This window comes from Dactylosporangium sp. McL0621 (genome assembly GCF_049995355.1).
In the GTDB taxonomy this organism is placed as follows: domain Bacteria; phylum Actinomycetota; class Actinomycetes; order Mycobacteriales; family Micromonosporaceae; genus Dactylosporangium.
In genome coordinates this window covers 8,779,298-8,805,455 of record NZ_CP188259.1, presented here as the reverse complement: position 1 = coordinate 8,805,455, position 26,158 = coordinate 8,779,298, and the positions used below count along the sequence as shown (strand labels likewise).

Here is a 26,158-nt window from a genome sequence, read left to right as displayed (position 1 = left end):
CGCTGTTCGGGAGCGCGCCGCTCGGCTGTATTTCTTAGGCGGCTTTTCTTAGGCGGCCTCGACGCCGCGTAGCCGGCTCAGGGCCCGCTCCCGGGCTTCGGTCGTCGCCGGCAGCAGCGGGAGGCGTACCGCCGGCGTCGGGATGCGGCCCTGCGCGTGCAGCACGGCCTTCACCACCGCCGGATTGGGCTCCGCGAACAACGCCTCCGACAGTGCCGCGAGCCGCCCGCCCAGCGCCCGGGCCGCCACCACGTCCCCCTTACCCCAGGCATCGTAGAGGTCCACGAACCGCGCCGTAGCCACGTGCGCCGAAGCCAGGATGCCGCCCCGGCCCCCCAACGCCAGCAGCGGCGAGATCACCGCATCGTCCCCGCCGAGCACCGCGAAGCCCGCCGGCGCGGCGGCCAGCAGGGCCACGGTGGCGGGGGAGACCGCACCGTCGGACAGCTTCATACCGACCACGTTGGGAATCGCCGCCAGCTCCAGCAGGGCGGCTGTCGACAGAGCCTGACCGGTCCGGTACGGCACGTGATAGACCACGACGGGCCCCGCGGCCGCGGCGGCAACGGCCCGGAAATGCGCGACGACACCGTCCTCGCCGGGCCGCGTGAACGGCGGAACCACGACCATCGCCGCCGTACCCGCCGGCAGGCCCGCCACCTCCGCCACACAGCCCGCGGTCGAGCCGCCGCCGACGCCGACCAGCACGGGGGCGCCGGTCGCCGCACACACTTCGACGACGGTCGCCCGCTCCTGCGGCGAGAGCGTCGCGGGCTCACCAGTGGTTCCCAGCGCCACGAGGCCGGCAGCGCCGTCCGCGAGTACCGCATCCGCCAGCCCCCCCAACGCCTCCGCGTCGACGGCGCCGTCGGCCGCGAAGGGGGTCACCAGCGGTACAAAAATTCCCGACAGGTCCATGGCTCCAGCGTCGGCCGCGGAAAGCACAAGAACCAGTTCACGTTTCCGTCGGCGAGCGTAAGCTGAGCTGATGCTCGCCGTCCGGCCCTTCCGTGACTCGGCCCAGCACGGCACCGTCGCGGCCGCGCGCCGCTCCACGCCGTCGCCCTCGCTGCGGGCCCTGCACGGCACCGTCGCCGCCGCGCGCCCTGTCGCGCTACGGCCCCAGCGCGGCACCATCGCCGCCGCGCGCCCTTTCGCGCTGCGGCCCCAGCGCGGCACCATCGCCGCCGCGCGCTCTTTCACGCCGCGGGCCCAGCACGGCACCATCGCCGCCGCATGCTCTTGCACACCGTCGGCCTTGCTGTGGGCCCACCACGGCACCGTCGCCTCCGCGCATCCCTGCACGCCGTCGGCCTTGCCGCGGCCCCACCACCGCACCGTCGCCACGCCCCCGGAGGTGCGGTGATGCTCGACGTCCGCCGGCTGCGCCTCCTGCGTGACCTGGCCCAGCACGGCACCATCGCAGCGGTCGCCGCCGCGCACACGTACACACCCTCAGCCGTGTCCCAGCAGCTAGCGGCCCTGGAGCGGGAGGCCGGCGTGGCGCTGCTGGAGCGCACCGGCCGCCGAGTCGCGCTCACGTCGGCCGGCCGCACGCTGGTAGCGCACGCGGAGGAGGTCCTGGCGGCCCTGGAGCGAGCGACCGCCGCCCTGGCCGCCGGCCGCAACGGCCTGTCGGGCCCCCTGCGCATCGGCGCGTTCCCGACCGCAATGCGCACCCTGCTGCCGCCGGCCCTGGTAGCGCTCGGCGAGGCCCATCCGGCGCTGGAGCTCAGCGTGCAGGAGCTGGACCCGGCCGCGGTACCGCACCACCTCCGCGACGGCACCCTGGACGTGGCCCTGGTCCACGACTACGACCTGGTGCCGATCGAGCCCGACCCGGCGCTACGGACCCTGCCGCTGCTGGACGAGACGATCTTCGTAGCGGCCCGCGACGAGCGAACCCTGGCCGGCTGCCGCGACGAGCCGTGGATCCTCGCCAGTCGGGGCACCCTCTGCCACACGATGACCGTCCGGGCGTGCGAGGCGGCGGGCTTCACGCCGCGCGTACGCCACCACGCCGACGACTTCGTCACCGTCCTCACGTTCGTGGCCGCGGGCCAGGGCGTGGCGTTGGTGCCGGAGCTGGCGGCGACGGGCGTCCCGGCGGAGGTGGTCCTGACGCCCTTGAGTACCCGCCGCCGCACGCGTCTGGCCTTCCGCGCCGGCGCGGCCCGTCATCCGGCGGTAACCGCGTTCGCGACCGCTCTGGGAATCCGCACCGCAACGTCCGCCGGCTGATCCCGGGGACGGACCCACCGGCGCGAGCGGCTGACTCGGGACCAAGTTGACGCTGGGGCAAGGAATCTCGAAGGCGACGCGTCGGGCGATGTAGTCACACAGGTCCAACCGGGGTGGCCCGTTCCGTCTATCTCACCCTACACCATGCCACCTAACCGATCACGCCCGTCAATCCGCAGCGTAGTCGGCCGCTGACGTCAGTCGTTCTCCTTCGTCTCGCGCCGGCGCAGCTCCTCCTCGCGGCGGCGCAGGTCGGCCTCCCACTTGGAGAACATCTCCTCGTCCGCGCGGCGGTTCTTCGCCAGGTCACGCAGGAACGTGGGGTCGTCGTCCGGGGCCATCTGCCGCGCCCGCGGGCGGTCGTTCTCCGGGAAGCCGCTGCCCGGCCGCCACTGGGAGCCCGCGCCCGCGCGCGCCGCCGGCTGCGGGCGTCCCGCCACGAGCCAGGCGATCCAGCCCACCGGCGAGAACAGCAGGATGATGAACACCCAGGCGATCTTCGGCAGGTTGCGCACGAGGTACTCGTCCGTCGACAGGCAGTCGATCACCGCCCACACGAGCATGACGAGGTCGATCAGGAAGAGAAGTCCATAGAGGCGAACCACGCCGGACATCGTGCCGGACCGCGATCCCGCTGTCCGCCCCGTGACCGAATCGCAATGGTCCCGGGTCAGTCCAAAAGAACGAGGCGTCAGTCCAAAGAACGAGGCGTCAGTCCAAGAACGACGCGTCAGTCCAAAAGGACAACGCGGAAGTAGCCGAGGTCGAGCTCGCCCCCGCGGATGCGCGCCACGGCGGAAACCGGCAGCAGCAGGGCGTGGCGCGCCGTGTCCGCCGCGCGCTTCGGGCGTGACGACGGCGGCGGTACCGCGGCCCGCGCGGCGTGCCGTTCGAGGCGGCCCGGGCCCAGGCGGGCGCGCACGTCGGACCAGCGGGAGGCCGGGAAGCGCAGCGCCTCGTCGGCGAGGACGAGGTCGAACGGGATGCCGCGCTCGTCGCGCAGCGGGAACGCGACGAGCGTCCGGTCGCTCACGAGCTCGGCCAGGGCCAGCATGCGCAGCGCGTCGCGGCGGGTGGTGCGCAGGGTGGGCGGCGAGCCGGGGTTCAGCACCGCGGTGCGCAGGGGGCGGGCGGGGCGCAGCACCCGGTACGCGTACGACCCCACCTGCACATCGTCGCGCCTCGTCAGGCGAAGATGGGGACCATGGTGCGCATCGAACGGTTGGTCACGTCGGGCACGTTCTCGCTCGATGGTGAGACCTTTGACGTCGACAACAACGTCTGGATCGTCGGCGACGACGAGGAGGCGCTGGTCATCGACGCCGCGCACGACGCCGGGGCGATCGTCGACGCGCTCGGCGGTCGCCGCGCCGTCGCGATCGTGTGCACCCATGGTCATGACGACCACATCGATGCCGCGCCCGAGGTCGCGCTGCGCACCGGCGCGCCGATCCTGCTGCATCCGGACGATCTGCCCCTGTGGCACATGAAGCACCCCGCTCTCGAGCCGAACACGCACCTTACCGACGGCCAGCCGATCGTGGTGGCCGGAGCTTCGCTGACGGTACTGCACACGCCCGGTCACAGCCCCGGCGCCGTCTGCCTGCACCTGCCCGAGCAGGGCGTGCTCTTCTCCGGCGACACGCTGTTCGAGGGCGGCCCGGGCGCGACCGGCCGGTCGTTCTCCGACAAGCCGACGATCCTGCGTTCGATCACCGAGCGCCTGCTCACGCTGCCGCCGGAGACGGTCGTGCACACCGGTCACGGGCCCGACACCACCATCGGGGCGGAACGGGACAACGTGCACTAGGGTCCGTTTCACCCCCGTTACACATCAGCTTCACTTGACGGGTGACAATCGGCCGGATCTCTCCTGTTCTGCCGTCACAGTGCGCAACCGGCGTGCCGTCCTATCGCCGGGGAAGCGATCCTCGATGCCGGTGAAGACGCGCGTTCAGCGGCAGAGGAGTGCGTTGAGTGCGCAGCGCCGAGGCGCGATGACAATGACATGATGAGCTGTGAGAGCTACTCAATGTGATCCGGCGGAGCTGATTTGCCCAGAGTCGCGATCGACACCGACGCACGCGTGACTGCGGCAGATCAGTACGCAAGACGGATGGCTGGGCCGCCTTGAGCTCAGGCTCAATCCTCTTCTCGAGATTGTCGTGACAGGCGAATTTCACGAATGAGGTAAGAGGCCATTTCACCTTCCATCATCCGCGTGCCGACGACCGCTGCGCCGTCAGCCTTCCTCATGCGTTCCGGCAAGGAACGTGCGAGCAGCGTCGAACGAGCGCTCGTCGGCGGTCCGGTCGTAGGCGACACCGGGAACCGCGCCCGGCGCTGCGTGTTTGTGCGTGAAGCCGTGCATGGCCTGGCCGTAGATGTTGAGCTGCCAGTCAGCATCCGCGCGGCTCATCTCATCAGCGAACGCGACGACGTCGGCCATCGGGATGTGCGGGTCCGATGCGCCGTGGCAGACGAGTACCTTCGCCGTGACTGCGCCGGGCTCGGCGGGTTTGTTTGTCGTCAGGCTGCCGTGAATGCTCACGACGGCGCCGACGTCCGTGCCCGACCGGGCCAGCGCCAGGGCGGCCATGCCGCCGAAGCAGAAGCCGATGGCGGCCAGGTTCCCACTCACCTCAGGGCAGTCCGCGAGTGCTGTTAGCCCGGCCTGGCCTCGGCGGACCAGCAGGGCAGGGTTGTCGCGCAGGGCGGTGAGGCATGCCATGACTCGCGCGCGGTCGCCCGCGATGCCGTCGCCGTACATGTCGCAGGCGAGGACGGCATAGCCGAGTTCGGCGTAGCGGTGTGCTTGATCCCGTGCGTGTTGGTCGAGGCCGGCGCCACCGTGAATGAGCAGGACCCCGGGTTTCGGGCGCGGTTGCGCTTCGTTCCATACGAGAACGCCGGTCAATGAGGTATCGACGTCGCTGTAGGACACGGTACGGGTCGCGATCGTCGTGGGTGCGGCAGGCGGCTCGGAGGATTGTTCCGATGCGGGGAAAGAGCGTTCAACGTCCATGACGGGCGACGCTAACAGAAACGTCGAATGAACCGTACCCATTATACTACGATAAACAAAATTTGGGAAGTTCAATGGGGTTGCAGTTTCATCTCAACTTCGAGCCTTTGATGAAGGCTTTCATGCCGGTGACCGAGTCGGCTGCCGAATACTGATCCTTCCTGATGTCAGTTCGCGTCCAAACGCGGCGCGAAGGCACGCTCCTATGAGCGAGTCCCAGATCAGACTCGATACTCGAACTACGCATTCAATCGGCAGAAGCGGATGGCTGGGACAACCGGCGTCGTGGACGGCCGGCGTCACGGTCCGTGTCCGGCATGCTCAAGGCAGGTGTAACCCGTCAACTGGAGTCACCGTGTAACGGATCATGCGGAGTGCGACACCACTCGCTGATGGCGGTGATGGTCAGGACGGCTTCGAAGCGTGTGCCGAGACAGTCGTAGCGGGTGGCGACGCCGCGGTGGCGTTTGAGACGGTTGATGCCCGCACTCGACGGCGTGGCGCTATCGGTAGCGGATCGGGTCGAACGCGGACGGGCGTCCGCCGTTGGAGCCTTTGGTTTTGCGGTGGGCGTCCTGGTCGGCCTTGCTGGGGATGCACGCGGTGATACTGCGGGAGCGGAGATGCGCTCGGTTGGCTCGTGAGGTGTAGACCTTGTCGGCCAGGACCAGGTTCGGCCGGGTGCGTGGACGCCCGCCGCCGATGCGGGCGACGCGGATCTTGAGCAGGACCGGGGTGAACTGTGGGCTGAAGTTCTGCTTGGTCGCTGAACCATCTACCGGAGACCTCTTCAGTTATCGATCACCGCCACGCCGCGACCCCACGCGGCCCGGCCACTTCTGAAACACGCGCTAGTCGGCGAGCCGCTCCAGGATCGCGGCCGCGTACAGGAGGGCGTCGCGCTCGGCGGCGCTCAGCGTCGCCATGGCCGAGGCCAGCCACTCGTCGCGCGTGCGCATGTCCTCGCGCAGCGCGGCCCGCCCGGCGTCGGTGATCGAGAAGACCCGCTGCCGCTTGTCGGCGAGGTTCTGCAGCCGCTCGATGTGCCCGTCGGCCTCGAGCTCCGCGAGTACCCGCGTCACCGACTGCGGCTGCAGCCGGTCGGCCGCGGCCAGGGCGCCGGCGGTCATCGGGCCCTTGCGCGCCAGGTGCCCCAGCATGCTGATCTTCGTCAGGCTCAGCCCGTCGGCGGCCCGCTGCAGCTGCAGCCGGCGCGAGAGCCGCTGGGTCGCCCGCCGCACGGCGCGTGCGGTACTGAGATCGGGGTCCGGGTCGTTCATGGTTGCGCTCACGCTACCGTGCTGCGATATTCAGCAGGTGCGTAATATCCGGCAGGCCCTCGCCGGCTTCGCCCCCGTGCCGGCCACCGTCCTCACCCTCGTCGCGATCCACCAGAGCCTGGGCATCGTCGTGCTCGGCGCCGCCGTCGCCCTGATGGCGGGCCGATCCGCCCAGCCCCACAGTCCCTGGCGCCTTCTGCTGGTACCGGTGGGAGCCCTCGTCATCGCCACGTTCGCGGTCCTGTTCCACGCCGCCCACGCCTACGGCGACGCGTGCTTCGTCGTCACCGTGGCCGCCGCGACCGCCGCCCGCGCGTTCGGCCCGGCCGCCGGGCACCTCGGCCGCGCCCTGGTACTGCCGCTCATCGGCATGCTGATCGCCCCGGTGAACCCCGGCGGCCACCCGCTGCGCACGCTGGCGTGGGCCACGCTCGCGGTGTTCATCGCCGAGGCGTTCGTGCTGCTCGCCCGGCTTGCGTGGGGTACCGCCGCCGAAGCGGAACTGCCGAGCACGGCCGCCGCGCGGGTGCACGTCTGGCGGGGCGTGCAGTCCGCGCTCGCCCTGACGCTGGCGTTCACGATCGGCCAGGTCGTGTTCGGCGAGCACTGGCCGTGGACGGTGATCAGCGCGTACACCGTGGGTGCGGCCGCCCGTTCCCGCGGCGACGCCCTGCTCAAGGGCGTGCACCGCACCCTCGGCGCGCTCGGCGGCACGCTGGTCGCGACCGTCCTGGCCTTCGCCGTCGGCGGCCACAAGCCCGTCGCCGTCGCGTTGCTTCTGGTGGTACTCGCGGCAGGCTCGTACCTGCGCCAGTTCGGCTACGCCTGGTGGGCCGCGAGCGTGACGGCCGCCCTGGCGCTGCTCTACTCGCTGGTCGGCGTCGCCGGTACCGCCGCGCTGCCCCTGCTCGGCACCCGCCTGATCGCCGTCGTCGCCGGTGCGCTGTGCGCCGTCCTGCCCGCCGCGCTCGTGGCGCCCGTACGCACCGGCGCGGTGCTGCGCAAACGGACCGCGGAGTGCCTGCGCAGCATCAGCGAGGGCGAGTACGCGACCGCCCTGCGCCGGCTCGCCGCCCTGCGCGAGTCGGCGGCGCCGCTGCTGGCCGTCCGCCGCTTCCACGACCGCCGCGAACTGCGCTGGGTCGACGCACTGGGCGCCCTGGAGCCGGACCTGCGCACGCTCGCGGCGGACGAGGACCCGGCGGCCCTGAGCCGGGTACGCAAGGCCCTGGGCCCGGTAGCCGACGACCTCCGGGCCGCGGTGGCTGCGCATAAGTCGCCGGTCAGGGTATAAATCCGACATGTCGACCCGTGCGGCTGTGCGACCCGCGGCGCCCGGCGGCCTTTCGGCCCGGGCGCCCGGGTTACGCCTCGGCCTCCGCGCGCTCCAGCAAGGCGTCCCGCTCCGCGGGGCTGTGGGCGATCGCCGCCGCCTCGCGGAACAGGGCCGCCGCGCGGTCGTGGTCGCCCGCGCGGGAGCGCATGTCCGCCTCCGCCGCCACCGCGTGCGGGTAGCCGTCCAGGGCGCCGCCCGCCCGGGCCTCGGCCAGCAGGGTCAGGCCCGCCGCGGGGCCGTGGGCGAAGCCGTGCGCTACCGCGCGGTTGAGGGCGATCACCGCGGTCGGCTGCCCGGCCCACAGGCGGTCGTAGCAGCGGGCGATCTCGGGCCAGTCCGTCGGGCCGTCGGTGGCGTGGGCGGCGGCGATGCGGGCCTGCAGCGCGTACGGGCCGTCGCCCAGGCCGTCGAGCAGGGTGCGGGCCTCGGCGATCGCGTTGTGGTCCCACAGCGTGCGGTCCTGCTGGTCCAGGGTGAGCAGGCGGCCGTCGGGGGAGCGGCGGGCGGCCCGGCGGGAGTGCTGGAACAGGAACAGCGCGAGGAGGGCGGCGACCTCCGAGGACAGCTCCGGGGCCGGGTTCACCGCGGGCAGCAGCGTGCGCAGGAGCCGGGCCAGGCGGATCGCCTCGTCCGCGAAGGCGGGGGCGCCGTCGGGGTTGTAGCCGTTGGTGAACAGCACGTACAGCACGCCGAGGACGCCCGGGAGGCGTTCGGCCAGGGCGGGGCCGTGCGGCACGCGGTACGGGATGCCGGCCTGCGCGATCTTCGTCTTGGCGCGGGTCAGCCGGCGGGTCATGGTCGCCTCGGTGACGAGGAAGGCGCGGGCGATGTCCGCGGTCGGCACGCCGCAGATCGTGCGCAGGGTCAGGGCGACGCGGGCCTCCAGCGGCAGCGCCGGGTGGCAGCAGGTGAAGACGAGCCGGAGGCGGTCGTCGGGGAAGCCGTCCAGGGCCTCGGCGGTGTCGTTGCCCGACAGCACCGCCAGGTCCTGCAGCTTCGTGCGTTCGACGGCGGCGCGGCGCAGCACGTCGATGGCCCGGTTGCGGGCCGTGGTCATCAGCCAGGCGCCCGGGTTGTCGGGCACGCCCGACGACGGCCACCGCTGCAGCGCGGCGGCGAGCGCTTCCTGTGCGCAGTCCTCGGCCAAGTCCCAGTCTCCCGTCATGCGGATCAGCGCCCCGACGATGCGCGGGTACGCCTCGGCCGCCCCCGTTACGACGGCCGAGGCTGCATCCACGTAGGGGCGTGTCACTGCTCGAAATCGGCGAACGGGCGGATCTCGATGCGGCCGCCGCGGGCCATCGGGTGCGCGCGGGCCACCGCGATCGCCTCGTCGAGGTCGGCGCACTCCAGCAGGTCGAAGCCGAAGATGACCTCCTTCGTCTCCGTGAACGGGCCGTCGGTCACGAGCAGCTCCTTGTTGCGCACGCGGACCGTCGTCGCCGCCGTCGGCGGGGCCAGGACCGCGCCCTGCCGCCGCCGGCCGGCCTCGTCGTTCTCGCGGACCCACTCGTTGATGTCGGGCTCGGCCGAGGTGTCGGTGTCGGGCTCGGCGTCGCTGCAGACGAACATCATGTACTTCATCAGGGCCTTTTCCTCCAAATGACGATCGAGACACCCGAGTGACGAACGGGGACCCGCCGATCGGACAACTACTGGAGCGGAAATTTTCCGTTCCGGAACAGGTCCACGAAGATCTGGTGGTCGCGGCGCGCCACGTCGCCGTACTCGTGCGCGAACTCGACGAGCGCGGCCGTGAACCCGGCCTCGTCGCGGTCGACGGCGGCGACGATCGCGTCCTCGGTGGAGAAGTCGACGAGGTCGTGCGCGGACTCGTCGTCGGCGACCGAGTGCATGCGGGCGGTCGCGCGGCCCAGGTACGCGATGACGCTGCGCAGCTGGGCGAGCTCGTTGACGTCGCTCCAGTCGAGGTCGGTCGCGTAGGGCGACACCTCGGCGACCATCTGCCCGACGCCGCGCAGCACCGTGTGCCCGGCCCACGCGTCGGCATGCGCCTGCAGGGCCCGCTGCGACTCGCTGGTGCGGTGGCCCTGGTGGCGGAAGTACTCCCGCACCCGCGGGTCGGGGATGAAGCGCGACACGGCCGGCGTCTGGCCCTGCTTCATGTACAGGATCACGTCGTTCTCCAGCGCCTGCGTGTGCCCCTCCAGCAGCAGGTTGTAGCTGGGCAGGCCGGCCGAGCCGATGCCGACGCCCTTGCGCAGCACCACATCCTTGATGGTGTACTGCTCCGGCCGCGACGTGTCCCACGACGGCATCGTCGGCAGGTACTCGGCGAACGCGGCCAGCACCTCCTCGCGCAGCGCGTCCTCGACGGCATATACCCCGTCGGCCATCATGAAGCGCCGGTCGTAGTCCTCGACGACCGTCTGCGTGTCCAGCAGCGCCACGCGGGTACGCAGCCGGGCCCGCTGCAGGACGTCGTGGAGCACCCCGTCGGTCGTGTCGAGGGTCAGCGAGCCGATCGCGCCGCCGCCGGCGATCCCGCGCAGCTCCGTCACGTAGGCCGCCGCGTAGCCGGCCACGAGCTCGCCGATGACCGTGTCGGAGAGCGCCTTCTCGTACCCGATGAGCGCCACGCTCGCCGCGAAGCGCTTGAGGTCCCAGGTGAAGGGCCCCACGTACGCCTCGTCGAAGTCGTTGACGTTGAACACGAGCACGCCCGCGGCGTTCATGTACGTGCCGAAGTTCTCCGCGTGCAGGTCCCCGTGGATCCAGACCCGCGAGGTGCGCGCGTCGAGGAAGTCGTCGCGGATGCCGTGCACGTCGGCGTAGAACACGCACGCGCTGCCGCGGTAGAAGGCGAACGGCGAGGCGGCCATCTTGCGGAACTTGCGGCGGAAGGCGGCCGGGTCCAGGGACATGAGCTCCCCGAACTCGGCCACGAACACGTCGGTGAGGGCGTCGGCACGATCCATCGTCCGACGATATAGAGCCCGCGCACGGTCCTACACGCGGTTCAGCGCCGCGCCGAGCCTTCGGGCGGCCTCGGCCAGCTCCACGGGGGGCAGCATCGAGTACGACAGCCGGACGTGCCCGGCCCCGCCGGCGCCGTCGCAGTGGAACTGCGGGCCGGGCACGAACGAGACGCCGTGGCGCTCGGCCACCGGCAGCAGCGCGTCCGCGGTCAGCCCGGCCGGCAGCCCGGCCCACAGGAACCAGCCGCCGTGCGGGACGGCCACGTCGAGAGCGGGGGCCGCGGCCCGCAGCGCCCCGGCGAGGGCGTTGCGCTGGCGGCGGTACTCGCCGCGCAGGTGCCCGGTGTGCCGCGCGTACGCCCCGGAGCGCCCGAACGCGGCCATGGCCAGGGCGTTGGTGTGGTTCACGCCGCCGCCGCTGTTGACCCAGCCCCGCGCCGCGACCGCCGCCACCGTGGCGCGGTCGGCGGTGAGCCAGCCGAGGCGTACCCCGGGCGCGACCGTCTTGGCGAACGAGCCGAGCCGCACGACGCCCTCGCCGCCGCCGCGGCTCCACAGCGACGCGGGCGCGGCGCCGTCGTAGGCGAGCTCCCGGTAGGTGTCGTCCTCGATGACGGTGACGGCGGCGCGCCGGGCCGCGGCGAGCAGGTCGTCGCGGCGCCGGGCGGGCAGGCTGCGGCCGGTCGGGTTGCCGAAGGTCGGCACGAGGTACAGCGCGGACACCCGCCGCCCGGCGCGCCGCAGCCGCCCGGCCAGCGCCGCGGTCGCCTCCGGGTCGGGGCCCTCGGCGTCGGCGGGCACGCTCACCAGGGTCGCGCCGAGGTCGCGCAGGACGGCGAAGGCGAGGTGGTACGTGGGCGCGTCGACGAGCACGACGTCGCCCGGCCGGATCAGGACCGCACCGGCCAGCGCCAGGGCCTGGGACGCGCCGCCGGTGACGAAGAGCTCGTCCTCCCGGCACGGCCCGTCGACGGTGGTGAGGTGCCCGGCGAGCCACTCGAGCAGCGGCCCGGGGCCGGGGGAGGCGCCGTAGGTCAGCGCCTGCCAGCCGTGCTCGGCCAGAGCGGCGCGGGTCGCGTCCAGCCACGCCTCGACCGGGAGCAGGTCCGGGCGCGGGTGGCCCCAGCCGAGGTCGAGCACGCCCGGGCGGGGGACGTACTGGGTGACGGGGTACACCGGGCTCATGACCGGGCGCGGAGGCCGTCGACGAGCACCTGCAGGCCGCGGCCCTTGGACGCCTCCGGCAGGCGCTGCTCCATGACCACCGCGCCGGCGATGATCGCGTGCAGCTCGGCCGTGGTCACGTCCGCGCGCACGGCCCCGGACTCCTGGGCCCGGCGCAGCAGGACCGCGATCGCCGCCTCCAGGTCGCGGCCCGCGTCCATGATCACCTCGCCCGGGTCGGTCAGGGCGGCCGACAGGGCCAGGTTCTGCGCGGCCTCGGCAGCCAGGCGGCGGAAGAACCCGGCGAAGGCCAGGCCCGGGTCGGGCGCGCCGGCCAGGCCCGCGCCGACCTCGGCGAGCTCCGCGAGCCGGTCCGCGATCACCGCCGCGAACAGGGCGTCCTTCGTCGGGAAGTGGCGGTGCACGGTGCCCGCGCCGACCCCGGCGCGGCGGGCGACGTCGTCGAGGCTCACGCCCGGCCCCTCCTCGGCGAACGCGGCGCGCGCGGCGGACAGGACGCGCTGGCGGTTGCGTACGGCGTCGGCACGAGGCATCGCGGTACCACCCCTTGAAACGGGGCGATCGCCCCGCTATCGTTTCCGGCATAAGCGGGGCGGCTGCCCCGGTTCTCGTCTTCCCCTCCGGGAGGGAACCCCATGATTATCGTGACCGGCGCCAACGGGCCCTTCGGCCGCCTCGTCGCCGAGCGGCTGCTCGACCTCGTGCCGCCCGGCGAGGTCGCCGTGAGCGTGCGCGCGCCCGACGCGGCCGGCGCGCTGCGCGAGCGCGGGGTCGCGGTGCGCCACGGCGACTTCGGCCGGCCCGGGACCCTGCCCGGCGCCTTCCGGGACGCGGCCACCGTGCTCGTCAACGGCACCTACTACGGCGCCGCCCCCGAGGTGCGGGGCCCGCAGCTGCAGGGGGCGGTCGCGGCCGCCGTCGCCGCGGGGGCCCGGCGGGTCGTGGTCACCAGCTGGCCCGACATCGGGCGCAGCACCCTGGCCTCCACCGCCGACTTCGCCGGGACCGAGCGGGCGGTGCGCGCGCTGCCGGTCGCGTGGACCATCGTGCGGGCCGGCCACGGGCTGCCCGCCGCGCTGGCCCGCGACGTGCTCGCGGCCCGCCGCGACGGGGTGCTCACCGCGCCGGCCGGCCGGGCGCGCCTGGCCGTGGCCCGGACCGCCGACCTGGCCGAGGCGACCGCGCGCGTCCTGGCCGGCGGCGATGGGCACGACGGGCGCACGTACGAGCTGACCGGCCCCGACGCGATCGGCTGGGACGAGCTCGCCGAGCTGGCCGGGCCGGGGATCGCCTACCGGCCCGAGGCCGAGGACGAGTTCCGTGCGCGGTGGGTGGCCGCCGGATGGCCGCCGCCGGTCGCCGAGCAGCTGCTCGCCCTCTACGCCTGCATCCGCACCGGCTGGGCCGGCACGCCGACGCGCGACCTGGAGACGCTGCTGGGCCGCCGCCCGGCCGGGGCGCGGGCCGCCGTGGCCGAGGCCGCCGGAGGCTGAACGCGAGAAGGGCCCGGAGGCGGGCGCGGCGGGGTGAAGAGCGGCAGGTCGCGGGCGGGTGAGCGCTGGGTGAGCGCCGCGCTGCGGCGAGTGGATCCGGGGGTGAAATACGGAGGTCAGCGCGGTGAATCCGAGCCGAACAGCCGGGTGGTTCGGCCGATCCGGGGCACCCGCCCGGCGATCGCGGCGACTAGGCTGCGGAGCTTGTGCCGATGGTTTGCGTGACGTGTGGTGCCCCCGGGCACGACACCAACGGTCGATACCTCTGCATCCGGCACGGCGGCGTGCCGTCCGCGGAGTTCGTGGCCGCCCTCGTCGGCGAGGGCGACGGCGCCGCCCGCTGGCCCGACCGGCTGCCCGGGCGGGTCGAGCCCACGGCCCGGATCCCCGAGCAGTCGCGGGACGAGCCGGACCTCTCCGACCTTCCCGGCCTGCCCGACCCGTTCCCGCCCCTGGAACGCGAGGAGCGCGCCGGGCACGACGAACGCTACGACCGCGACGAGGACGACGACGAGGTCATCGACGACCACCCGCCGGTGGCCCTGCGGGCGTTCACCTGGATCTTCCTCACCGTCACCGCCGTGCACATCGTGCTGCTCGTCGTCGACGTGCTCGTCCTGCGCCGCGAGGACGCGGTCCTGCGGCTGTACGCCTTCGACGAGCACTCCCTGCGCGACCCCGGCGCCCAGGCCGTGTTCGCCCTCGTCGACCGGGTCGGCTCGGCGGTCGGCATCGCGCTGTGGGTGACGCTGCTGCTGTTCGCGGTGTGGTTCGGCGTCGTCGGGCGGGTCGCCGACCGGCTCGGGCGGGACCGGCGCAGCGTGCTGCGGCACTGGACGTACCTGGGCTGGCGCCTGGCCCTCATCCCGCTGGTCGTGTACCTCTTCGCCGAGGCCGCCCGCACCGAGGCGCGCCCGGCCGAGCGGCTCGCGTTCGTGGAGGACGCCCTGGCCGTCAACCACACCGCGATCATGTTCGTGTCGCTGCGCGTGGTGATGCTCGCGCTGCTGGCCGGGTTCGTGCTCGTGGTGTGGCGCCGGCTGAACCCGCCCGCCCGCGACGAGCTGCTGCCGTTCTGAGCGATTACGTCTGCTCCATCCACCACTCGGTGAACTCGCGGCACCGGCCCACGGTGTCCAGGCGGATGAGCCAGAGGTTGCTGTACGTCACCGTCGCGTACGCCGTCACGCCCTGCACGACGCTCAGGTCCGGCCCCACCGTCACCGGGAACCAGGTGAACGACCAGTCGCCGGGCGCGTCCTTGTGCGCCAGCCACTCGGCCACGATCGCGTCCCGGCCCCGCCACGGCTCGGCGAACGGCGCCGTGTAGTACGCCGCGTCCTCGGCGAAGAGCTCGCCGATCCCGGCCGGGTCGTTGCCGGTCCACGCCCGCACATAGCCCTCGACCCACCCGGTCACGGCCTCCAGATCCGTCATGCGCTATTCCTACACGTAGGCTGGAGCCGTGGCGAGGTACTTCGACGTGCACCCGGACAACCCGCAGCCGCGGCTGCTCCAGCAGATCGTGGCGCTGCTGCGCGACGACGGGCTGCTCGCCTACCCGACCGACTCCTGCTACGCGCTGGGCTGCCAGCTCGGCAGCCGCCCCGGCCTGACCCGCATCCGGGAGATCCGCCGGCTCGACGACCGGCACCACTTCACGCTCATGTGCCGCGACTTCGCCCAGCTGGGCCAGTTCGTGCAGATCCCCAACTCGGTGTTCCGGCTGGTCAAGGCGGCCACCCCGGGCAGCTACACGTTCATCCTACCGGCCAGCCCCGAGGTGCCCCGCCGGCTGCTGCACCCCAAGAAGCGCACCGTCGGCGTGCGCATCCCGCAGCACACGGTCACCCAGGCGCTGCTGGCCGAGCTCGGCGAGCCGCTGGTCTCCAGCACGCTGCTGCTGCCCGGCGAGACCGAGCCGATGACCCAGGGCTGGGAGATCAAGGAAGCCCTCGACCACCAGGTCGACGCGGTCGTCGACGGCGAGTGCGGCACCGAGCCGACCACGGTCGTGGACCTCTCCGAGGACGAGCCGGAGATCCTGCGCGTGGGCGCCGGCGACCCCGCCCGTTTCGAGTAACGAACCCGACGGCTGCAAAGCGCGGAAAACGCGGGCCCGGTTCCCGCGGCTGCGCGGGCCCGGCTCCGACGACATCTGCTACGCCACCACCAACCGGCAGGAGGCGGTGCCGGGCCTCGGCTGCCGCCATCACCACCGGCTCCGGGAGACGGTGCCCGGACGGCACCGGCGCGGGCGAAGTGCTCGCCGGCGGCGCCTTGACCGGGGCTTTCGCCGGCGGCCGGGCCGGTCTGGCCGGCGCCGGCGACCGCGGCGGGGCGACGGCCGCCGGCGTTGTCACCGGCGGTGCCGTCCGCGCCTGCACCTTCGCCGGCACCGGGCACGTCGCCGCGTCGGACGACGTCACCGGGCCGAGGTCGGCGAGCTGCTCGGCGTGGCCGCCGCTGATGCGGTACAGGCCGCCGGTCATGGGTTTTCGGCCGGTGCCCGGCCCGGCGCCCGGGCCCGACGCCCGATTGAACACGGCGGCGATCGAGCCGTCGGCGAGGACCGCGATCCCGCCGTACGCCGAGCTGCCCGGCAGCCCGGGCACCGGCTCGGTGCCGACCGCGGAGACACCGGTGGCCGCGTCCCAGCGCAGCCGCACGACCCGGGCCAAGCTGCAGGCCTGGCTCGCCGGCGTCCTGAACTGGCACCGCGGGACGAACCGGTACGACGTTGCCGACCCGGCGTCTTCCGGCATGCTGAGGGCATGACTGACGAACCGCCGGTGATCTCGGTGATGCTGATCGTCCCGGACGCGGACGGTGCGGTCTCCTGGTACAGGACCGCACTGGGCGCGACCGAGCTCTGGAACCGCGGCGGCGTCGCCGGCCTCGACATCGGCGGCGCCGCCTTCTTCCTCCACCAGGCCGATCCCGACAACCCGGCCGGCGTCTCGAGCACCCGGGTCGAGGTGTTCACCGACGATCCCGACCACTTCGTCGAGCGCGCCGTGGCCGCGGGCGCCGTCGCCGGACCGCCGATCGAGGACCGGCGCGTGCCCTGGGGGACCCACCGCCAGGGCGGCTTCACGGACCCGTACGGCCACAAATGGTCCGTGGGCGACCGCTCACCGCTGCGCCGGTGGTCTTGAGCTCAACCTAGGTTGAGGTTTTACGGTCCACGGGTGTCCCCGGAGCCGCAAGACCTGCTCACCGTCCGCGAGGTCACCGCCCGCACCGGCGTGGCCCCGTCCGCCCTGCGCTTCTACGAGGCGGAGGGGCTCATCACGGCCGAGCGCAACGGCGGCAACCAGCGGCTGTACCGGCGGCACATGCTGCGCCGCATCTCCCTCATCCTCGCGGCCCGGCGGCTCGGCATCCCCCTGGCCGGCGTGGCGGAGATCTTCACCACCCTGCCGGCCGACGAACCCCCGAGCCACCGCGACTGGGTGCGGGTGTCGAGAATCTGGAAGCAGGAACTGGAAAACCGGCGGCGGTACATCATGAACCTCGAACGCCAGCTCATCGCGTGCATCGGCTGCGGCTGCCTGTCGATGCGCCCCTGCGACCTGCTCAACCCCGACGATCGCCTTCGAACGCGGGGGCAGGGCCCGGTACGCCTGCAGGATTCGGCTCTTTGAAGAACGCGGCGTTGACGGCGGTGTATTCGCGGAACTCCGCGGGAAGGTCATCCTCGTAGAAGATGGCTTCGACGGGACAGACCTGTTCACAGGCGCCGCAGTCGATGCACTCGCCGGGGTGGATGTAGAGCATCCGGTCACCCTCGTGGATGCAGTCGATCGGGCACTCGTCGAGACAGGCCTTGTCCAACACGTCCACACAGGGCGCCGCGATCACAAAGGTCATGCCGCGGAGGCTAGGAGCTCAACCACACTTGAGCGCAAGCCCGCTCGTGCCGCCGGTTCGCTACACAGCGATCAGGGTCTCGGGTTCCATGTCGTAGGAGGCCTGGAGTTGCCTCGGGCGGGTACCCAGGCCGTCCGTGGTCTTCCGATCCCACGGCACCTGCTGCAGGCTCCTGGTCTCGTCGATCATCGACGCCGGCTCCAGGTTGCGGTAGGTGTCCACCTCGCCGGCCGCGACGGCGGTCATCGTGGCGTACACCGGCTCGGGGTCGAACTGTGCGCGGGGGAAGGCCAGTTTCGAGTAGTCGAAGAGCCGCTCGGAGGGGTCGTCCTCCCAACTCTGCCAGGTCTGGAACATCCGGTCGTTGAAGCCGGTCAGGAACGGTCCGGGGTTGACCGTGGCGACCTCGACGCCGAACTCCTGCAGCTCCATCGCCATGGTCTCGGCGATGGCCTCCACCGCGTGCTTGGACGCCGCATAGATGCCGGTGAAGGGATTGACGTTGAGCCCTTCCCGGGAGGAGACCCACACGATACGTCCCTTTCCGCGCTTGACCATCTGCTTGGCGATGCCCTGGGTCAGCAGCAGCGGCCCGGTGACGTTCACCTCGAACTCCCGGCGGATGTTCGCGGCCGGGATGTCGAGCGTCGAGCCGCCCTCACCGACGCCGGCGTTGTTGACCAGCACCTCGACGCCCCACGCCAAGGCCTTCCGGCGATCCGCGTCATCGGTGACGTCGAGCTTCTCCACCTGCAGGTTCACTCCGCGCTGCGCGGCCTGGCGCTTCAAGGTCTGCACCTGAGCCCAGATCTCCACGGAGGCGATGACGTCGAAGCCTTTCTCCGCCAGCCGCATCGCCACCTCATGGCCGAAACCGGTGCCGCATCCCGTGATCAGTACCTTTGTCACTTCAGTCCCCCAGTCTGCTGCTCAGCGCCGCTGCCATCACGCTCGACCGCCGCGTTACCCTGCCCCCGATCCCGTTATCCGGCCGGACCTCGAATCACCCCGGCGACCTCATTCGCACCGGTTCGCCCGGCGCTTCGCGGCGCACCGGTTCGCCCGGCGCTTCGCGGCGCACCGGTTCGCCCGGCGCTTCGCGGCGCACCGGTTCGCCCGGCGCTTCGCGGCGGGCCACCTCGCTGACGGCTTCCCGGGCCGCGAGGAGCGCGAACCGCCGGGCCCAGCCATCACCGCAGTTCGGCCGCGGTTACCGTCCGAACTCGTCGAAGTCGTGCCGGGCCATGGCGGTCACGGCGGCCTCCAGGGCCTCCCTGGTCACGCCCGGCACGACGACGACGGGAGGTGGCCCAGGCGCGCCGGTTCCTGGAGGCGGTCGGGCTGACACCGTATGCGCTGGCCCGCCGGGACCGGCCGGCGGCCTTCGTCGACGTGGTCCACGGCGGTGCGACGTTCACCGACCTGTTCACGCTGGTTCGCGACTGGATCGATGAGGAGCGCGAGCCGTGGCCGGTCATCCGGCGCAAGCTGCGCTTCGTCGGGGTCACGGCCCGGCGCAAGACCAGTCCGAACACCTACCGGTGGCAGCAGCACGCCGCGTGGACGCGGAGGCTGCCGGCCGAGGCGGTGGCCAACGTGTCCCTGGCGCCGCAGGTCTGGTCGTACTTCGGGGATCGCCAGGTGAAGCTGACCCGCTCGCTACGGCCGGACCGCTGGACGGCCGAGGCTCCAGGGCCCGATCGGGACGAGCAAACCCGGCACGCTCTCGCCGAGGCGGCGGCACTTGTCGCACACGGTCGCAGCCGGGCCGGCCGACATGCTGTCGCCCGAGCTGTCGGCCGCGCTCCCGCGCTCAGGCAGCCCTGGCTTCGGACCCTCGTCACCAGCCTCTCCAGGGAATGACCGACGAACTCTCAGCATGATGCTGCACATCGCCGTGAGCGCTGCTGCCCGCTCGGTCGGGTATCCCGTGCAGTCCGGCCGGAGACGTGGCCGCGCCGCCGTGCGCGGCAACTGTGCGTCGGACACGGTGACCGTGCCGTTGACGCGGTCCTGCACCACGACCGGCCAGATGCCGTCGATGGCGGCCGGTCCCGGCCGTGCGTCGGGCATCGGGCCGTTGCACGGCGTTGCACAGACATGCATGAAGAACGCGCGGTACCGGCCGTGCGGCGACAGGGACGGGGCCTGGGCCAGCGCGTGGGCCGTGCAGCCCGCTCCGCCGGCCTCCGGCAGGGCGTCCGCGAGCTGTATGGGGCCGCCGGGCAGCGCGATGCCGATATCGAGCGGATGTACCGCCGCACCGGTCAGTGTTCCCACGCCTGCGCAGCCCAGCGTGGTGTACCCGACAAAGGCGGAACCATCGGGCTCGGACCAGGTACCGCCACCGTAGTCCGACTGCAGCGGCAGGTTGACGTTCGACACCGCCGCGAGGGGCTGGGCCTGACCGGTGGCCGGGTCGAAGGACACGAATGCCAGGCGCGGGTCGTTCCCGCCGCAGGACACGGCGAGCCCAATCTTCGGCGCGGTCAACGTGAAGATGGACCTCACCGTCGCGCCGTAGCACACGCCGCTGAGCGACGCCCCGTGCAGACGGCCGCCGCGATGCCCGGTCCACAACACGGCCGGCTCGTCGTAGGCGTCGCGCACCAGCACCACATCGCCGTCCGACGTCCAACCCGCCGCCGTCACCGGGCCCTGGTCGCTGCCTCCGCACCCGGCGAGCAACGTCAGCATCGACCCGATGGCTACGGCCCGAGCGGCACCGCGCATCCCCATTGCCGGCACGCTACTCGACAGCTGCGAAGCCAACGTGGCAGCGCCGGGTCAACCGAGGTCGGCGTCGACCGGGCCCGCGTCCGGGGGCACCAGCCGGCTGAACCGCCAGGCGTCGTCGGCGCGGGGGAGGTTGTTGAACATCACGTACGCCGGGCCCGCGCCGACGGTGTCGGCCAGCCGGGTCAGTTCAGCATCCGTGTACACGTGCCGGGCGCCGGTGATGCCGTGCAGCCGGTAGTAGGCCAGCGGCGTCAAGCTGGGGCGCAGGAACGGGTCGGCGGCGTGGGTCAGGTCCAGCTCCTCGCACAGGCCCCGGACCAGCTCGTCCGGCCAGGGGCCGCGCGGCTCCCACAACAGCCGGACACCGGCCGGCCGGGGCGCCCTGGACAGGAACTCGCGCAACCGCGCAATGGCCGGCTCGGTCGGCCGGAAGCTCGCCGGGCACTGGAGCAGGATCGCCGTGGCTTCCAGGATCGCGGCGCAGCTGAGCGTGGTGTCCCAGGCCCTCGCGACGACGGGCGTCCACCGGAAACCGCCGACCTCGGTGCGTTCCTCGGCGCTCAGCGGTGTGCGCAGCCGCCGGTACGTCGAGCTTCTCGCCTCGTGGGTGATCAACTGCCACGCCTTGATGGTGAACTCGAACGCCGGTGGAACGCTGGCCCGCCATCGTCGCAGCGTGGCCTCGCGGGGCGGCTGATAGAACGTCTGTTGTACCTCCAGCACCCGGAAGCGTTGCGCGTAGGACGTCAGCGCCATGCCGGCTCCGCACAGGCCCACCTTCACCGACGTCATGCGCGGTGCATACCCGCGGAACCCGGGGGAATCACATCGGCGGCGGCGACCATGGACCCTTGACTCCTCATCGGCGCGAGCCCCGGATGAGGAGTCCGGCCGGGCCCCTCCTCGGGCGCGGCCGCGAGCATCGGTACGGTCGGGGCTTACCCGCGGTGCCTCGAACCGCGTGACCGGAGGAGTCGGTGCTGGGATGACACAGGACGACGTGCGCGGGTACTTCGACACGCTGTCGAACTGGGGCCGGTGGGGCGACGACGACGAGCGCGGGACGCTGAACCACATCACCGACGAGGTCCGGCTGGCGGCGGCGCGGGCCGTGCGCCACGGCCGGAGCGTGTCGTGCGCGTGGGAGGTCGCCGTACCGGACGAGCTGGAGCGGTCGACGACGACGTGCCCGTGCGCCGCCGACATGCCGGGGGCCGAGAACATGCCGGCGGCCGGGTTCCGCAACGATCGGAGCTGGGGCTTTTCGACGGAGCGGCTCGGCCTCACGTTCCACGGCAACACGATCACCCACGTCGACTCGCCGTGCCACATCTTCTGGAACGGCCTGATGTACAACGGGCGGTCACACTCGCTGGTCGACGCGGCGACGGGATCGGCGTGGGGGGCCGTCACGGCGGCCGCGAACGGAATCGTCACGCGCGGTGTCCTGCTCGACGTCGCGGGGGTCCGCGATGTGCCGTGGCTGGAGCCGGGTGAGGGTGTGTTTCCCGGCGATCTCGAGGCGGCCGAGCGTCGTCAGGGGGTCCGGGTGGGGCCCGGCGATGCGGTACTGCTGCGGACCGGCAACGGCCGCGCCCGGCACGAGTCCGGTCCGGCCGGCGGCTTCACCCAGGCCGGCTGGCACGCGTCCTGCCTGCCGTGGCTGCACGAGCGGCAGGTCGCGCTGATCGGCGCCGACACGCCCCAGGACGTGCAGCCGTCCGGGTACGAGGACGTGCTGATGCCGGTTCATGCCGTGGGCCTCGTCGCGATGGGCCTGTGGCTGCTCGACAACTGCGACCTGGAGGCGTGCGCGACGACGGCGGCCGAGCTCGGGCAATGGGACTTCCAGCTCGCGGTCGCCCCGGTTCGTTTCGCCGGTACCTCGGGCAGCCCGGTCAATCCGATCGCCACATTCTGACCGCGCCTCGCGGGCTATGCACCGCCGTCGCCGTCGCGCAGGGAATGGATCATGCTGCGCAGGATCCGGAACGCGTTCGACCGCTCGGTCTCGCTCAGCCCGGCCAGCATCCTGACCTCGACGGACCGGACCGCCACGGTCGCCTTGTCGAGGCTCCGCCGGCCGCGCGGGGTGAGCCGCGTGGGCAGCACCTTCCCGACGGGCGCCTCCGCCGGCCTGGTCACGTAGCCGTCTCGCTCCAGGGCCTGGAGCAGCACGTTCATCGACTGCCGGGTCACGAACGCGCCCCGCGCGAGCTCGGAGTTCGACAAGCCCGGCCGCTGGGCCAGCAGCTCGAGGCAGGCGTAGTGCGTCACGCTCATCCCGAGCGGCCGCAGCACCTCCTCCATGGCCGCGCGCAGGACGCTCGACGCCTCCTTCAGCAGGTAGCCCAGCGATTTCTCCAGGTCGACGCCAGCACCCTCTAGACTCATGTCAGCATTCTGACATACAGTGGTTCGTGTCAGGAAGCTGACACGAACCGAAGGAGCATCACCATGCCCGCCACCGGCCCCGACTTCATCTCGCTCCAGGCGCGCGACCTCGTCGCCTCGCAGGCGTTCTACGAGCGGTACCTCGGCCTCGTCCGCTCGCCGGCCGGACCTCCGCACGCCGTGGTCTTCGAGACGAAGCCGATCGCGTTCGCACTCCGCGACGTCGTTCCCGGCACCGATCTCGCATCCGTTGCCCAGCCCGGCATCGGCGCCGCGATCTGGCTCCACGCCACCGACGTCCAGGCCATCCACGACGCTCTCGCCGCCGACGGTCACACCATCGTCTCCGCACCGATCGACGGTCCCTTCGGCCGGACCTTCACCTTCGCCGACCCCGACGGCTACCAGATCACGCTCCACGACCGCGCCTGACCGGCCGACGCCATCGGACGACCGTCCGCATCGATGATCGCCGCGGTGGCGGGGCGCGCGTAGGTTGGTGGTGTGTCGCGACTCCTGCGGCAGGAGCAGGACGGGCAGGACCAGGCGATCGCCGAGCGCCGGATGAAGGCCGCCCACGCGGACCAGGCGATCGCCGAGCGCCGGATGGAGGCCGCCCACGCGGCGCCGGCCGGCCCGCGACCGGCGGACGTCACCGCCGAGGCGACGGCCTCGGACGGCGAGCGTCTCACCGGCGAATGGCTCGAGCAGCTCGCCCGCCTCAAGCTCGGCCACGCCGGCGGCACCGTCAGCGACAGCCACGACGCGGCCGGGCTGACCGCCGCCCGGGCCGGTCTGCGGGACGGTACCGCCGTGCTCGTCGGCAGTGACGCCGCCGCCTACGTGGCCGCCATCGCCGCGGCCATCATGGGCGACCCGATCCCCGGCGCCGCGGGGGAGGCCGCCGACGCCGGACGCGCCGCCCGGCTCCTCGAGGCGATCGTGCGCTTGAAACTCCGCCACGAGGCGGGGGAGCTCGACGACGATGAGCTGCGGGCCGCGCAGGCGGAGCTCGGGCGGGCCATCCAGGACGAGGCCGAACGCCTGGGCTGACCGAGGTCCGCCGCCGCGAGCGCGCAGGTCGGAGCGGCCGGTGACGGATGGGGTCGCCGGCCGGTCGGGGGCGACCAGGGGGCGGATGTGGTCGCCGGCTCGCCGAGCGGCCGGAACAGATCGGCCGGCTTCGCCGTTCTGGCCGGCCTGAACCTGCGCGGCGACCAGCTCACCGAGCTGCCGGCGTCGCTGCGCGACCTCACCGCCCTGACCTGGATCGATGTGTCGGGCAACCCGCCGGCCGGGCCCCGCCGGACTTTCCGAGGTGGACGCCGGCGGTGCGCTGAGCCCGCCGGGCCCGGCTACTGAAGCGGCTAACCACGGCATAGGTCTTCTTGACTGCCATCTGCTCTGATCGTATCGTCGGCTCTGGTTAACCGCTTAATCGCGCGGCCCCTCGTTGAAAGTTTCGGGGTGATCCCCCGGCTGAACAGCGGAGCGGTCGCGGGCTCGTTGACGCATGCACGGTGCTGACTACGTTGCACGGCGTGGGCGCCCGCCCTCCCACGGAAAGGTTGGCCACCGATGTACACCAGAGTGCTCGCGAGGGCCCTGACCGCGCTCACCGCGGTCGCGCTCGTCGCCGCCGCGGGAACCGCATCCGCGGCGGAGCAGGCCACGGGAACCGCATCCGCGGCGGAGCAGGCCACGGCAACCGCATCCGCCGCGGGGCAGGCCACGGGAACCGCACCCGCGGCTGAGCAGACGGACAAGAGCGGCAGCGGGTTCGTCACGCGGCAAGGGGACGACCTGCGGCTCGACGGCAAGACGTTCCGCTTCGCCGGGTCGAACAACTACTACCTGCACTACCAGTCGCGGACCATGACCGACGACGTGCTCGGCGACGCCGCCGGCGCCGGGTTCAACGTCCTGCGCACCTGGGGCTTCATGGAGTCGGGGCAGAACGGCGTGTCGTTCCTGTCCTTCGACGGCACCAAGCCGGTCGCCAACGACGGGCCCGACGGGCTCGGCCGGCTCGACTACGTGCTCCAGGCCGCCCACGACAAGGGCCTCCGCCTGGTCATCCCGCTCACGAACAACTGGAGCGACTTCGGCGGCATGGACCAGTACGTCAAATGGCACGGCGGGCAGTACCACGACGACTTCTACACCGACCCGGTGATCCGCGGCTGGTACGCCGACTGGGTCACGCACGTGCTCAACCGCACGAACGCGCTCACCGGCGTCAAGTACAAGGACGACCCCACCGTCATGGCGTGGGAGCTGGCCAACGAGCCCCGCTGCGGCGGCTCCGGGCAGCTGCCCCGCTCGGCGAACTGCACCGATCGGACGCTCGTGACCTGGGCCGACGAGATGACCCGGCTCATCCACGGCGTCGACCCGCACCACCTGGTCGGCGTCGGCGACGAGGGCTTCCTGTGCACCGACCGTACCAGCAGCGACTGGACCGTCAACTGCGCCGACGGCGTCGACTCGGCCGCGCTCGCCGCGCTGCCCGGCGTCGACCTGGCCTCCTTCCACCTGTACCCGGACGGCTGGGGCAAGGACGCCGCCTGGGGCACCCAGTGGATCCGCACCCACGTGCAGATCGCCCAGCGGGTGCACAAGCCGGTGATGCTCGGCGAGTTCGGCTTCAAGGACCGTCAGGCGACACAGGCCTCGTCGGGCGGGGCGCAGTCGGCCGGCGCCGGCATTGCCGCGCGCAACACCGTCTACAAGGCGTGGACCGACGAGGCCGTGCGCGACGGCATCGACGGGTTCCTCTACTGGATCCTTTCCGGCGTGCAGGACGACGGCACGAACTACCCCGATTACGACGGGTTCACGGTGTACTGCCCGAGCCCCGTCTGCACCACGATCGCCAACGCCGGCGACGAGCTGCGCCATGGCTACCGCTCCCGCCCGCCCGTCGCCGACGACGATGCCGTCCAGACGCTGCGGGACGAGCCGGTGACCCTGCAGCCGGCGGCGAACGACATCGCCTACCGCACGCGCGTCAAGCCGAGCACCATCCAGCTCGCGGCGAGCACCACCACCGGAGGAACCTTCAGCGTGAACGCCGGCGTGGTCACGTTCGTGCCCGCACCGGGGTTCCAGGGCAAGGCGTCGACCACGTACACGATCCGCGACGAGGCCGGCCGCACCTCCAACGCCGCCCGCATCGAGGTCACCGTCCGGCCCCGCCCGGGCGACCCGCTGCTCATTGCCGGCTTCGAGGACGGTACCGACGGCTTCGCGCCCGGCAGTTGGCAGACCAACGCGGGCACCGTCGCCCAGACCGGCGACTTCCACCCCCAGGGCGCGTCCGGACTGCGGGTGACCGCGGCCGACGGCGGCTGGTTCGGCATCGCCCCGCTGCCGGCGCCGCTCGACCTGTCCGGCAAGGCGGCGCTGAAGTACGACATCCGCACTTCGAGCGCCGGCACCTCGACCAGCATCGCGGTGCAGACCGGTGACGCGTGGACCTGGTGCCAGTCCAGCTTCGGCTGGGTGAACCCGGACATGACCACCACGGTCGCGATCGACCTCACGACCGCCATGTCGTGCGACGCGACGGCGCTGGCCGACGTGCGCGTGATCTACGTGTGGATCAGCGGCGGCGGGACCTACGACATCGACAATCTCCGCGCCGAATAGGA

30 protein-coding genes and 1 pseudogene are annotated in these 26,158 nt (G+C 72.4%); 14 read left to right on the top strand and 17 right to left on the bottom strand.

Annotated features, from left to right (window positions below; translation table 11 throughout):
- Nucleotides 1-48 precede the first annotated feature (48 nt).
- Nucleotides 49-1,413, bottom strand: a complete 1,365-nt coding sequence (locus ACPPVO_RS41765) for a dihydrodipicolinate synthase family protein (RefSeq protein WP_426504110.1) — start codon at nucleotides 1,411-1,413, stop codon at nucleotides 49-51.
- Between ACPPVO_RS41765 and ACPPVO_RS41760 the strand changes: the two genes are divergently transcribed.
- On the top strand, nucleotides 1,366-2,241 hold the full coding sequence (locus ACPPVO_RS41760; RefSeq protein ID WP_426504109.1) for a LysR family transcriptional regulator: 876 nt from the start codon (nucleotides 1,366-1,368) through the stop codon (nucleotides 2,239-2,241). The genes ACPPVO_RS41765 and ACPPVO_RS41760 overlap by 48 nt on opposite strands.
- A 197-nt stretch (nucleotides 2,242-2,438) precedes the next feature.
- On the opposite strand, the gene ACPPVO_RS41755 is transcribed toward ACPPVO_RS41760, so the two are convergent.
- Together ACPPVO_RS41755 and ACPPVO_RS41750 are read right to left on the bottom strand one after the other, a co-directional pair.
- On the bottom strand, nucleotides 2,439-2,846 hold the full coding sequence (locus tag ACPPVO_RS41755) for a PLD nuclease N-terminal domain-containing protein (RefSeq protein WP_426504108.1): 408 nt from the start codon (nucleotides 2,844-2,846) through the stop codon (nucleotides 2,439-2,441).
- A 125-nt stretch (nucleotides 2,847-2,971) separates the two neighbouring features.
- Nucleotides 2,972-3,406, bottom strand: a complete 435-nt coding sequence (locus tag ACPPVO_RS41750) for a hypothetical protein (protein WP_426504107.1) — start codon at nucleotides 3,404-3,406, stop codon at nucleotides 2,972-2,974.
- Nucleotides 3,407-3,445: 39 nt separating this feature from the next.
- Here ACPPVO_RS41750 and ACPPVO_RS41745 point away from each other — a divergent pair, with 39 nt between their 5' ends.
- A complete protein-coding gene (locus ACPPVO_RS41745) occupies nucleotides 3,446-4,051 on the top strand; it encodes an MBL fold metallo-hydrolase (protein ID WP_426504106.1) in 606 nt (201 codons plus the stop codon).
- 432 nt (nucleotides 4,052-4,483) lie between these two features.
- Here the strand turns inward: ACPPVO_RS41745 and ACPPVO_RS41740 are convergent, their stop codons facing one another.
- From ACPPVO_RS41740 to ACPPVO_RS41730, 3 genes and pseudogenes are all read right to left on the bottom strand, one after another.
- Nucleotides 4,484-5,266: a dienelactone hydrolase family protein gene (locus tag ACPPVO_RS41740; RefSeq protein WP_426504105.1), complete on the bottom strand. Its 783-nt coding sequence runs from the start codon at nucleotides 5,264-5,266 to the stop codon at nucleotides 4,484-4,486.
- Nucleotides 5,267-5,606: 340 nt separating this feature from the next.
- Nucleotides 5,607-6,015 (bottom strand): annotated as a pseudogene (locus ACPPVO_RS41735) (transposase); the annotation flags it as partial.
- A gap of 102 nt (nucleotides 6,016-6,117) precedes the next feature.
- Nucleotides 6,118-6,558, bottom strand: a complete 441-nt coding sequence (locus ACPPVO_RS41730) for a MarR family winged helix-turn-helix transcriptional regulator (protein WP_426504104.1) — start codon at nucleotides 6,556-6,558, stop codon at nucleotides 6,118-6,120.
- A gap of 25 nt (nucleotides 6,559-6,583) precedes the next feature.
- On the opposite strand from ACPPVO_RS41730, the gene ACPPVO_RS41725 reads away from it, so the two are divergent.
- Nucleotides 6,584-7,840: an FUSC family protein gene (locus ACPPVO_RS41725; protein WP_426504103.1), complete on the top strand. Its 1,257-nt coding sequence runs from the start codon at nucleotides 6,584-6,586 to the stop codon at nucleotides 7,838-7,840.
- Nucleotides 7,841-7,910: 70 nt separating this feature from the next.
- On the opposite strand, the gene ACPPVO_RS41720 is transcribed toward ACPPVO_RS41725, so the two are convergent.
- The 5 genes from ACPPVO_RS41720 to ACPPVO_RS41700 all read right to left on the bottom strand — a co-directional run bounded on the left by ACPPVO_RS41720 (nucleotide 7,911) and on the right by ACPPVO_RS41700 (nucleotide 12,539).
- Entirely contained in the window at nucleotides 7,911-9,119 is a 1,209-nt protein-coding gene (locus tag ACPPVO_RS41720; protein WP_426504102.1) for an RNA polymerase sigma factor, read from the bottom strand.
- A gap of 11 nt (nucleotides 9,120-9,130) precedes the next feature.
- Entirely contained in the window at nucleotides 9,131-9,466 is a 336-nt protein-coding gene (locus ACPPVO_RS41715; protein WP_426504101.1) for a YciI family protein, read from the bottom strand.
- Between the two features lie 68 nt (nucleotides 9,467-9,534).
- Nucleotides 9,535-10,821, bottom strand: coding sequence for a DUF2252 domain-containing protein (locus ACPPVO_RS41710; protein ID WP_426504100.1), 1,287 nt, complete (start codon nucleotides 10,819-10,821; stop codon nucleotides 9,535-9,537).
- Between the two features lie 30 nt (nucleotides 10,822-10,851).
- Nucleotides 10,852-12,006 (bottom strand): PLP-dependent aminotransferase family protein, encoded by a 1,155-nt coding sequence (locus ACPPVO_RS41705; RefSeq protein ID WP_426504099.1) that lies wholly within the window; start codon nucleotides 12,004-12,006, stop codon nucleotides 10,852-10,854.
- Nucleotides 12,003-12,539, bottom strand: a complete 537-nt coding sequence (locus ACPPVO_RS41700; protein WP_426504098.1) for a TetR/AcrR family transcriptional regulator — start codon at nucleotides 12,537-12,539, stop codon at nucleotides 12,003-12,005. The genes ACPPVO_RS41705 and ACPPVO_RS41700 overlap by 4 nt, the downstream gene beginning before the upstream one ends.
- A 102-nt stretch (nucleotides 12,540-12,641) precedes the next feature.
- On the opposite strand from ACPPVO_RS41700, the gene ACPPVO_RS41695 reads away from it, so the two are divergent.
- Nucleotides 12,642-13,499 (top strand): NAD(P)H-binding protein, encoded by an 858-nt coding sequence (locus ACPPVO_RS41695; RefSeq protein WP_426504097.1) that lies wholly within the window; start codon nucleotides 12,642-12,644, stop codon nucleotides 13,497-13,499.
- Nucleotides 13,500-13,720: 221 nt separating this feature from the next.
- Nucleotides 13,721-14,578, top strand: coding sequence for a hypothetical protein (locus ACPPVO_RS41690; RefSeq protein ID WP_426504096.1), 858 nt, complete (start codon nucleotides 13,721-13,723; stop codon nucleotides 14,576-14,578).
- A gap of 4 nt (nucleotides 14,579-14,582) precedes the next feature.
- Here the strand turns inward: ACPPVO_RS41690 and ACPPVO_RS41685 are convergent, their stop codons facing one another.
- The gene (locus ACPPVO_RS41685; protein WP_426504095.1) at nucleotides 14,583-14,936 is read right to left on the bottom strand and encodes a nuclear transport factor 2 family protein; all 354 of its coding nucleotides are present in this window, start codon (nucleotides 14,934-14,936) and stop codon (nucleotides 14,583-14,585) included.
- Nucleotides 14,937-14,964: 28 nt separating this feature from the next.
- On the opposite strand from ACPPVO_RS41685, the gene ACPPVO_RS41680 reads away from it, so the two are divergent.
- From ACPPVO_RS41680 to soxR, 4 genes are all read left to right on the top strand, one after another.
- Nucleotides 14,965-15,582 (top strand): L-threonylcarbamoyladenylate synthase, encoded by a 618-nt coding sequence (locus ACPPVO_RS41680; protein WP_426504094.1) that lies wholly within the window; start codon nucleotides 14,965-14,967, stop codon nucleotides 15,580-15,582.
- Between the two features lie 197 nt (nucleotides 15,583-15,779).
- On the top strand, nucleotides 15,780-16,277 hold the full coding sequence (locus ACPPVO_RS41675; RefSeq protein WP_426504093.1) for a hypothetical protein: 498 nt from the start codon (nucleotides 15,780-15,782) through the stop codon (nucleotides 16,275-16,277).
- The gene (locus ACPPVO_RS41670; RefSeq protein WP_426504092.1) at nucleotides 16,274-16,657 is read left to right on the top strand and encodes a VOC family protein; all 384 of its coding nucleotides are present in this window, start codon (nucleotides 16,274-16,276) and stop codon (nucleotides 16,655-16,657) included. Before ACPPVO_RS41675 ends, ACPPVO_RS41670 begins: the two co-directional genes overlap by 4 nt.
- A 33-nt stretch (nucleotides 16,658-16,690) precedes the next feature.
- Nucleotides 16,691-17,146 (top strand): redox-sensitive transcriptional activator SoxR, encoded by a 456-nt coding sequence (gene soxR, locus ACPPVO_RS41665; RefSeq protein ID WP_426504091.1) that lies wholly within the window; start codon nucleotides 16,691-16,693, stop codon nucleotides 17,144-17,146.
- Here the strand turns inward: soxR and fdxA are convergent.
- The 4 genes from fdxA to ACPPVO_RS41645 all read right to left on the bottom strand — a co-directional run bounded on the left by fdxA (nucleotide 17,079) and on the right by ACPPVO_RS41645 (nucleotide 20,903).
- Nucleotides 17,079-17,372, bottom strand: a complete 294-nt coding sequence (gene fdxA, locus ACPPVO_RS41660) for a ferredoxin (protein ID WP_426504090.1) — start codon at nucleotides 17,370-17,372, stop codon at nucleotides 17,079-17,081. The two genes, soxR and fdxA, sit on opposite strands and share 68 nt — an antisense overlap.
- 60 nt (nucleotides 17,373-17,432) lie before the next feature.
- A complete protein-coding gene (locus ACPPVO_RS41655) occupies nucleotides 17,433-18,281 on the bottom strand; it encodes an SDR family oxidoreductase (protein WP_426504089.1) in 849 nt (282 codons plus the stop codon).
- 750 nt (nucleotides 18,282-19,031) lie between these two features.
- Nucleotides 19,032-20,069, bottom strand: coding sequence for a hypothetical protein (locus ACPPVO_RS41650; RefSeq protein ID WP_426504088.1), 1,038 nt, complete (start codon nucleotides 20,067-20,069; stop codon nucleotides 19,032-19,034).
- 90 nt (nucleotides 20,070-20,159) lie between these two features.
- On the bottom strand, nucleotides 20,160-20,903 hold the full coding sequence (locus ACPPVO_RS41645; RefSeq protein ID WP_426504087.1) for a DUF72 domain-containing protein: 744 nt from the start codon (nucleotides 20,901-20,903) through the stop codon (nucleotides 20,160-20,162).
- 193 nt (nucleotides 20,904-21,096) lie between these two features.
- Between ACPPVO_RS41645 and ACPPVO_RS41640 the strand changes: the two genes are divergently transcribed.
- A complete protein-coding gene (locus ACPPVO_RS41640; protein WP_426504086.1) occupies nucleotides 21,097-22,032 on the top strand; it encodes a cyclase family protein in 936 nt (311 codons plus the stop codon).
- Nucleotides 22,033-22,046: 14 nt separating this feature from the next.
- Here the strand turns inward: ACPPVO_RS41640 and ACPPVO_RS41635 are convergent, their stop codons facing one another.
- Nucleotides 22,047-22,505 carry a MarR family winged helix-turn-helix transcriptional regulator gene (locus ACPPVO_RS41635; RefSeq protein WP_426504085.1) on the bottom strand — a complete coding sequence of 153 codons (459 nt, stop codon included), beginning with the start codon at nucleotides 22,503-22,505 and terminating at the stop codon, nucleotides 22,047-22,049.
- 63 nt (nucleotides 22,506-22,568) lie between these two features.
- Here ACPPVO_RS41635 and ACPPVO_RS41630 point away from each other — a divergent pair, with 63 nt between their 5' ends.
- The 4 genes from ACPPVO_RS41630 (at nucleotide 22,569) to ACPPVO_RS41615 (ending at nucleotide 26,156) form a co-directional block, all read left to right on the top strand.
- Nucleotides 22,569-22,937, top strand: coding sequence for a VOC family protein (locus ACPPVO_RS41630; RefSeq protein ID WP_426504084.1), 369 nt, complete (start codon nucleotides 22,569-22,571; stop codon nucleotides 22,935-22,937).
- A gap of 72 nt (nucleotides 22,938-23,009) precedes the next feature.
- On the top strand, nucleotides 23,010-23,558 hold the full coding sequence (locus tag ACPPVO_RS41625) for a hypothetical protein (RefSeq protein WP_426504083.1): 549 nt from the start codon (nucleotides 23,010-23,012) through the stop codon (nucleotides 23,556-23,558).
- A gap of 87 nt (nucleotides 23,559-23,645) precedes the next feature.
- Nucleotides 23,646-23,867, top strand: coding sequence for a hypothetical protein (locus tag ACPPVO_RS41620; RefSeq protein WP_426504082.1), 222 nt, complete (start codon nucleotides 23,646-23,648; stop codon nucleotides 23,865-23,867).
- A gap of 216 nt (nucleotides 23,868-24,083) precedes the next feature.
- Nucleotides 24,084-26,156, top strand: a complete 2,073-nt coding sequence (locus ACPPVO_RS41615) for a cellulase family glycosylhydrolase (protein WP_426504081.1) — start codon at nucleotides 24,084-24,086, stop codon at nucleotides 26,154-26,156.
- Nucleotides 26,157-26,158 lie beyond the last annotated feature (2 nt).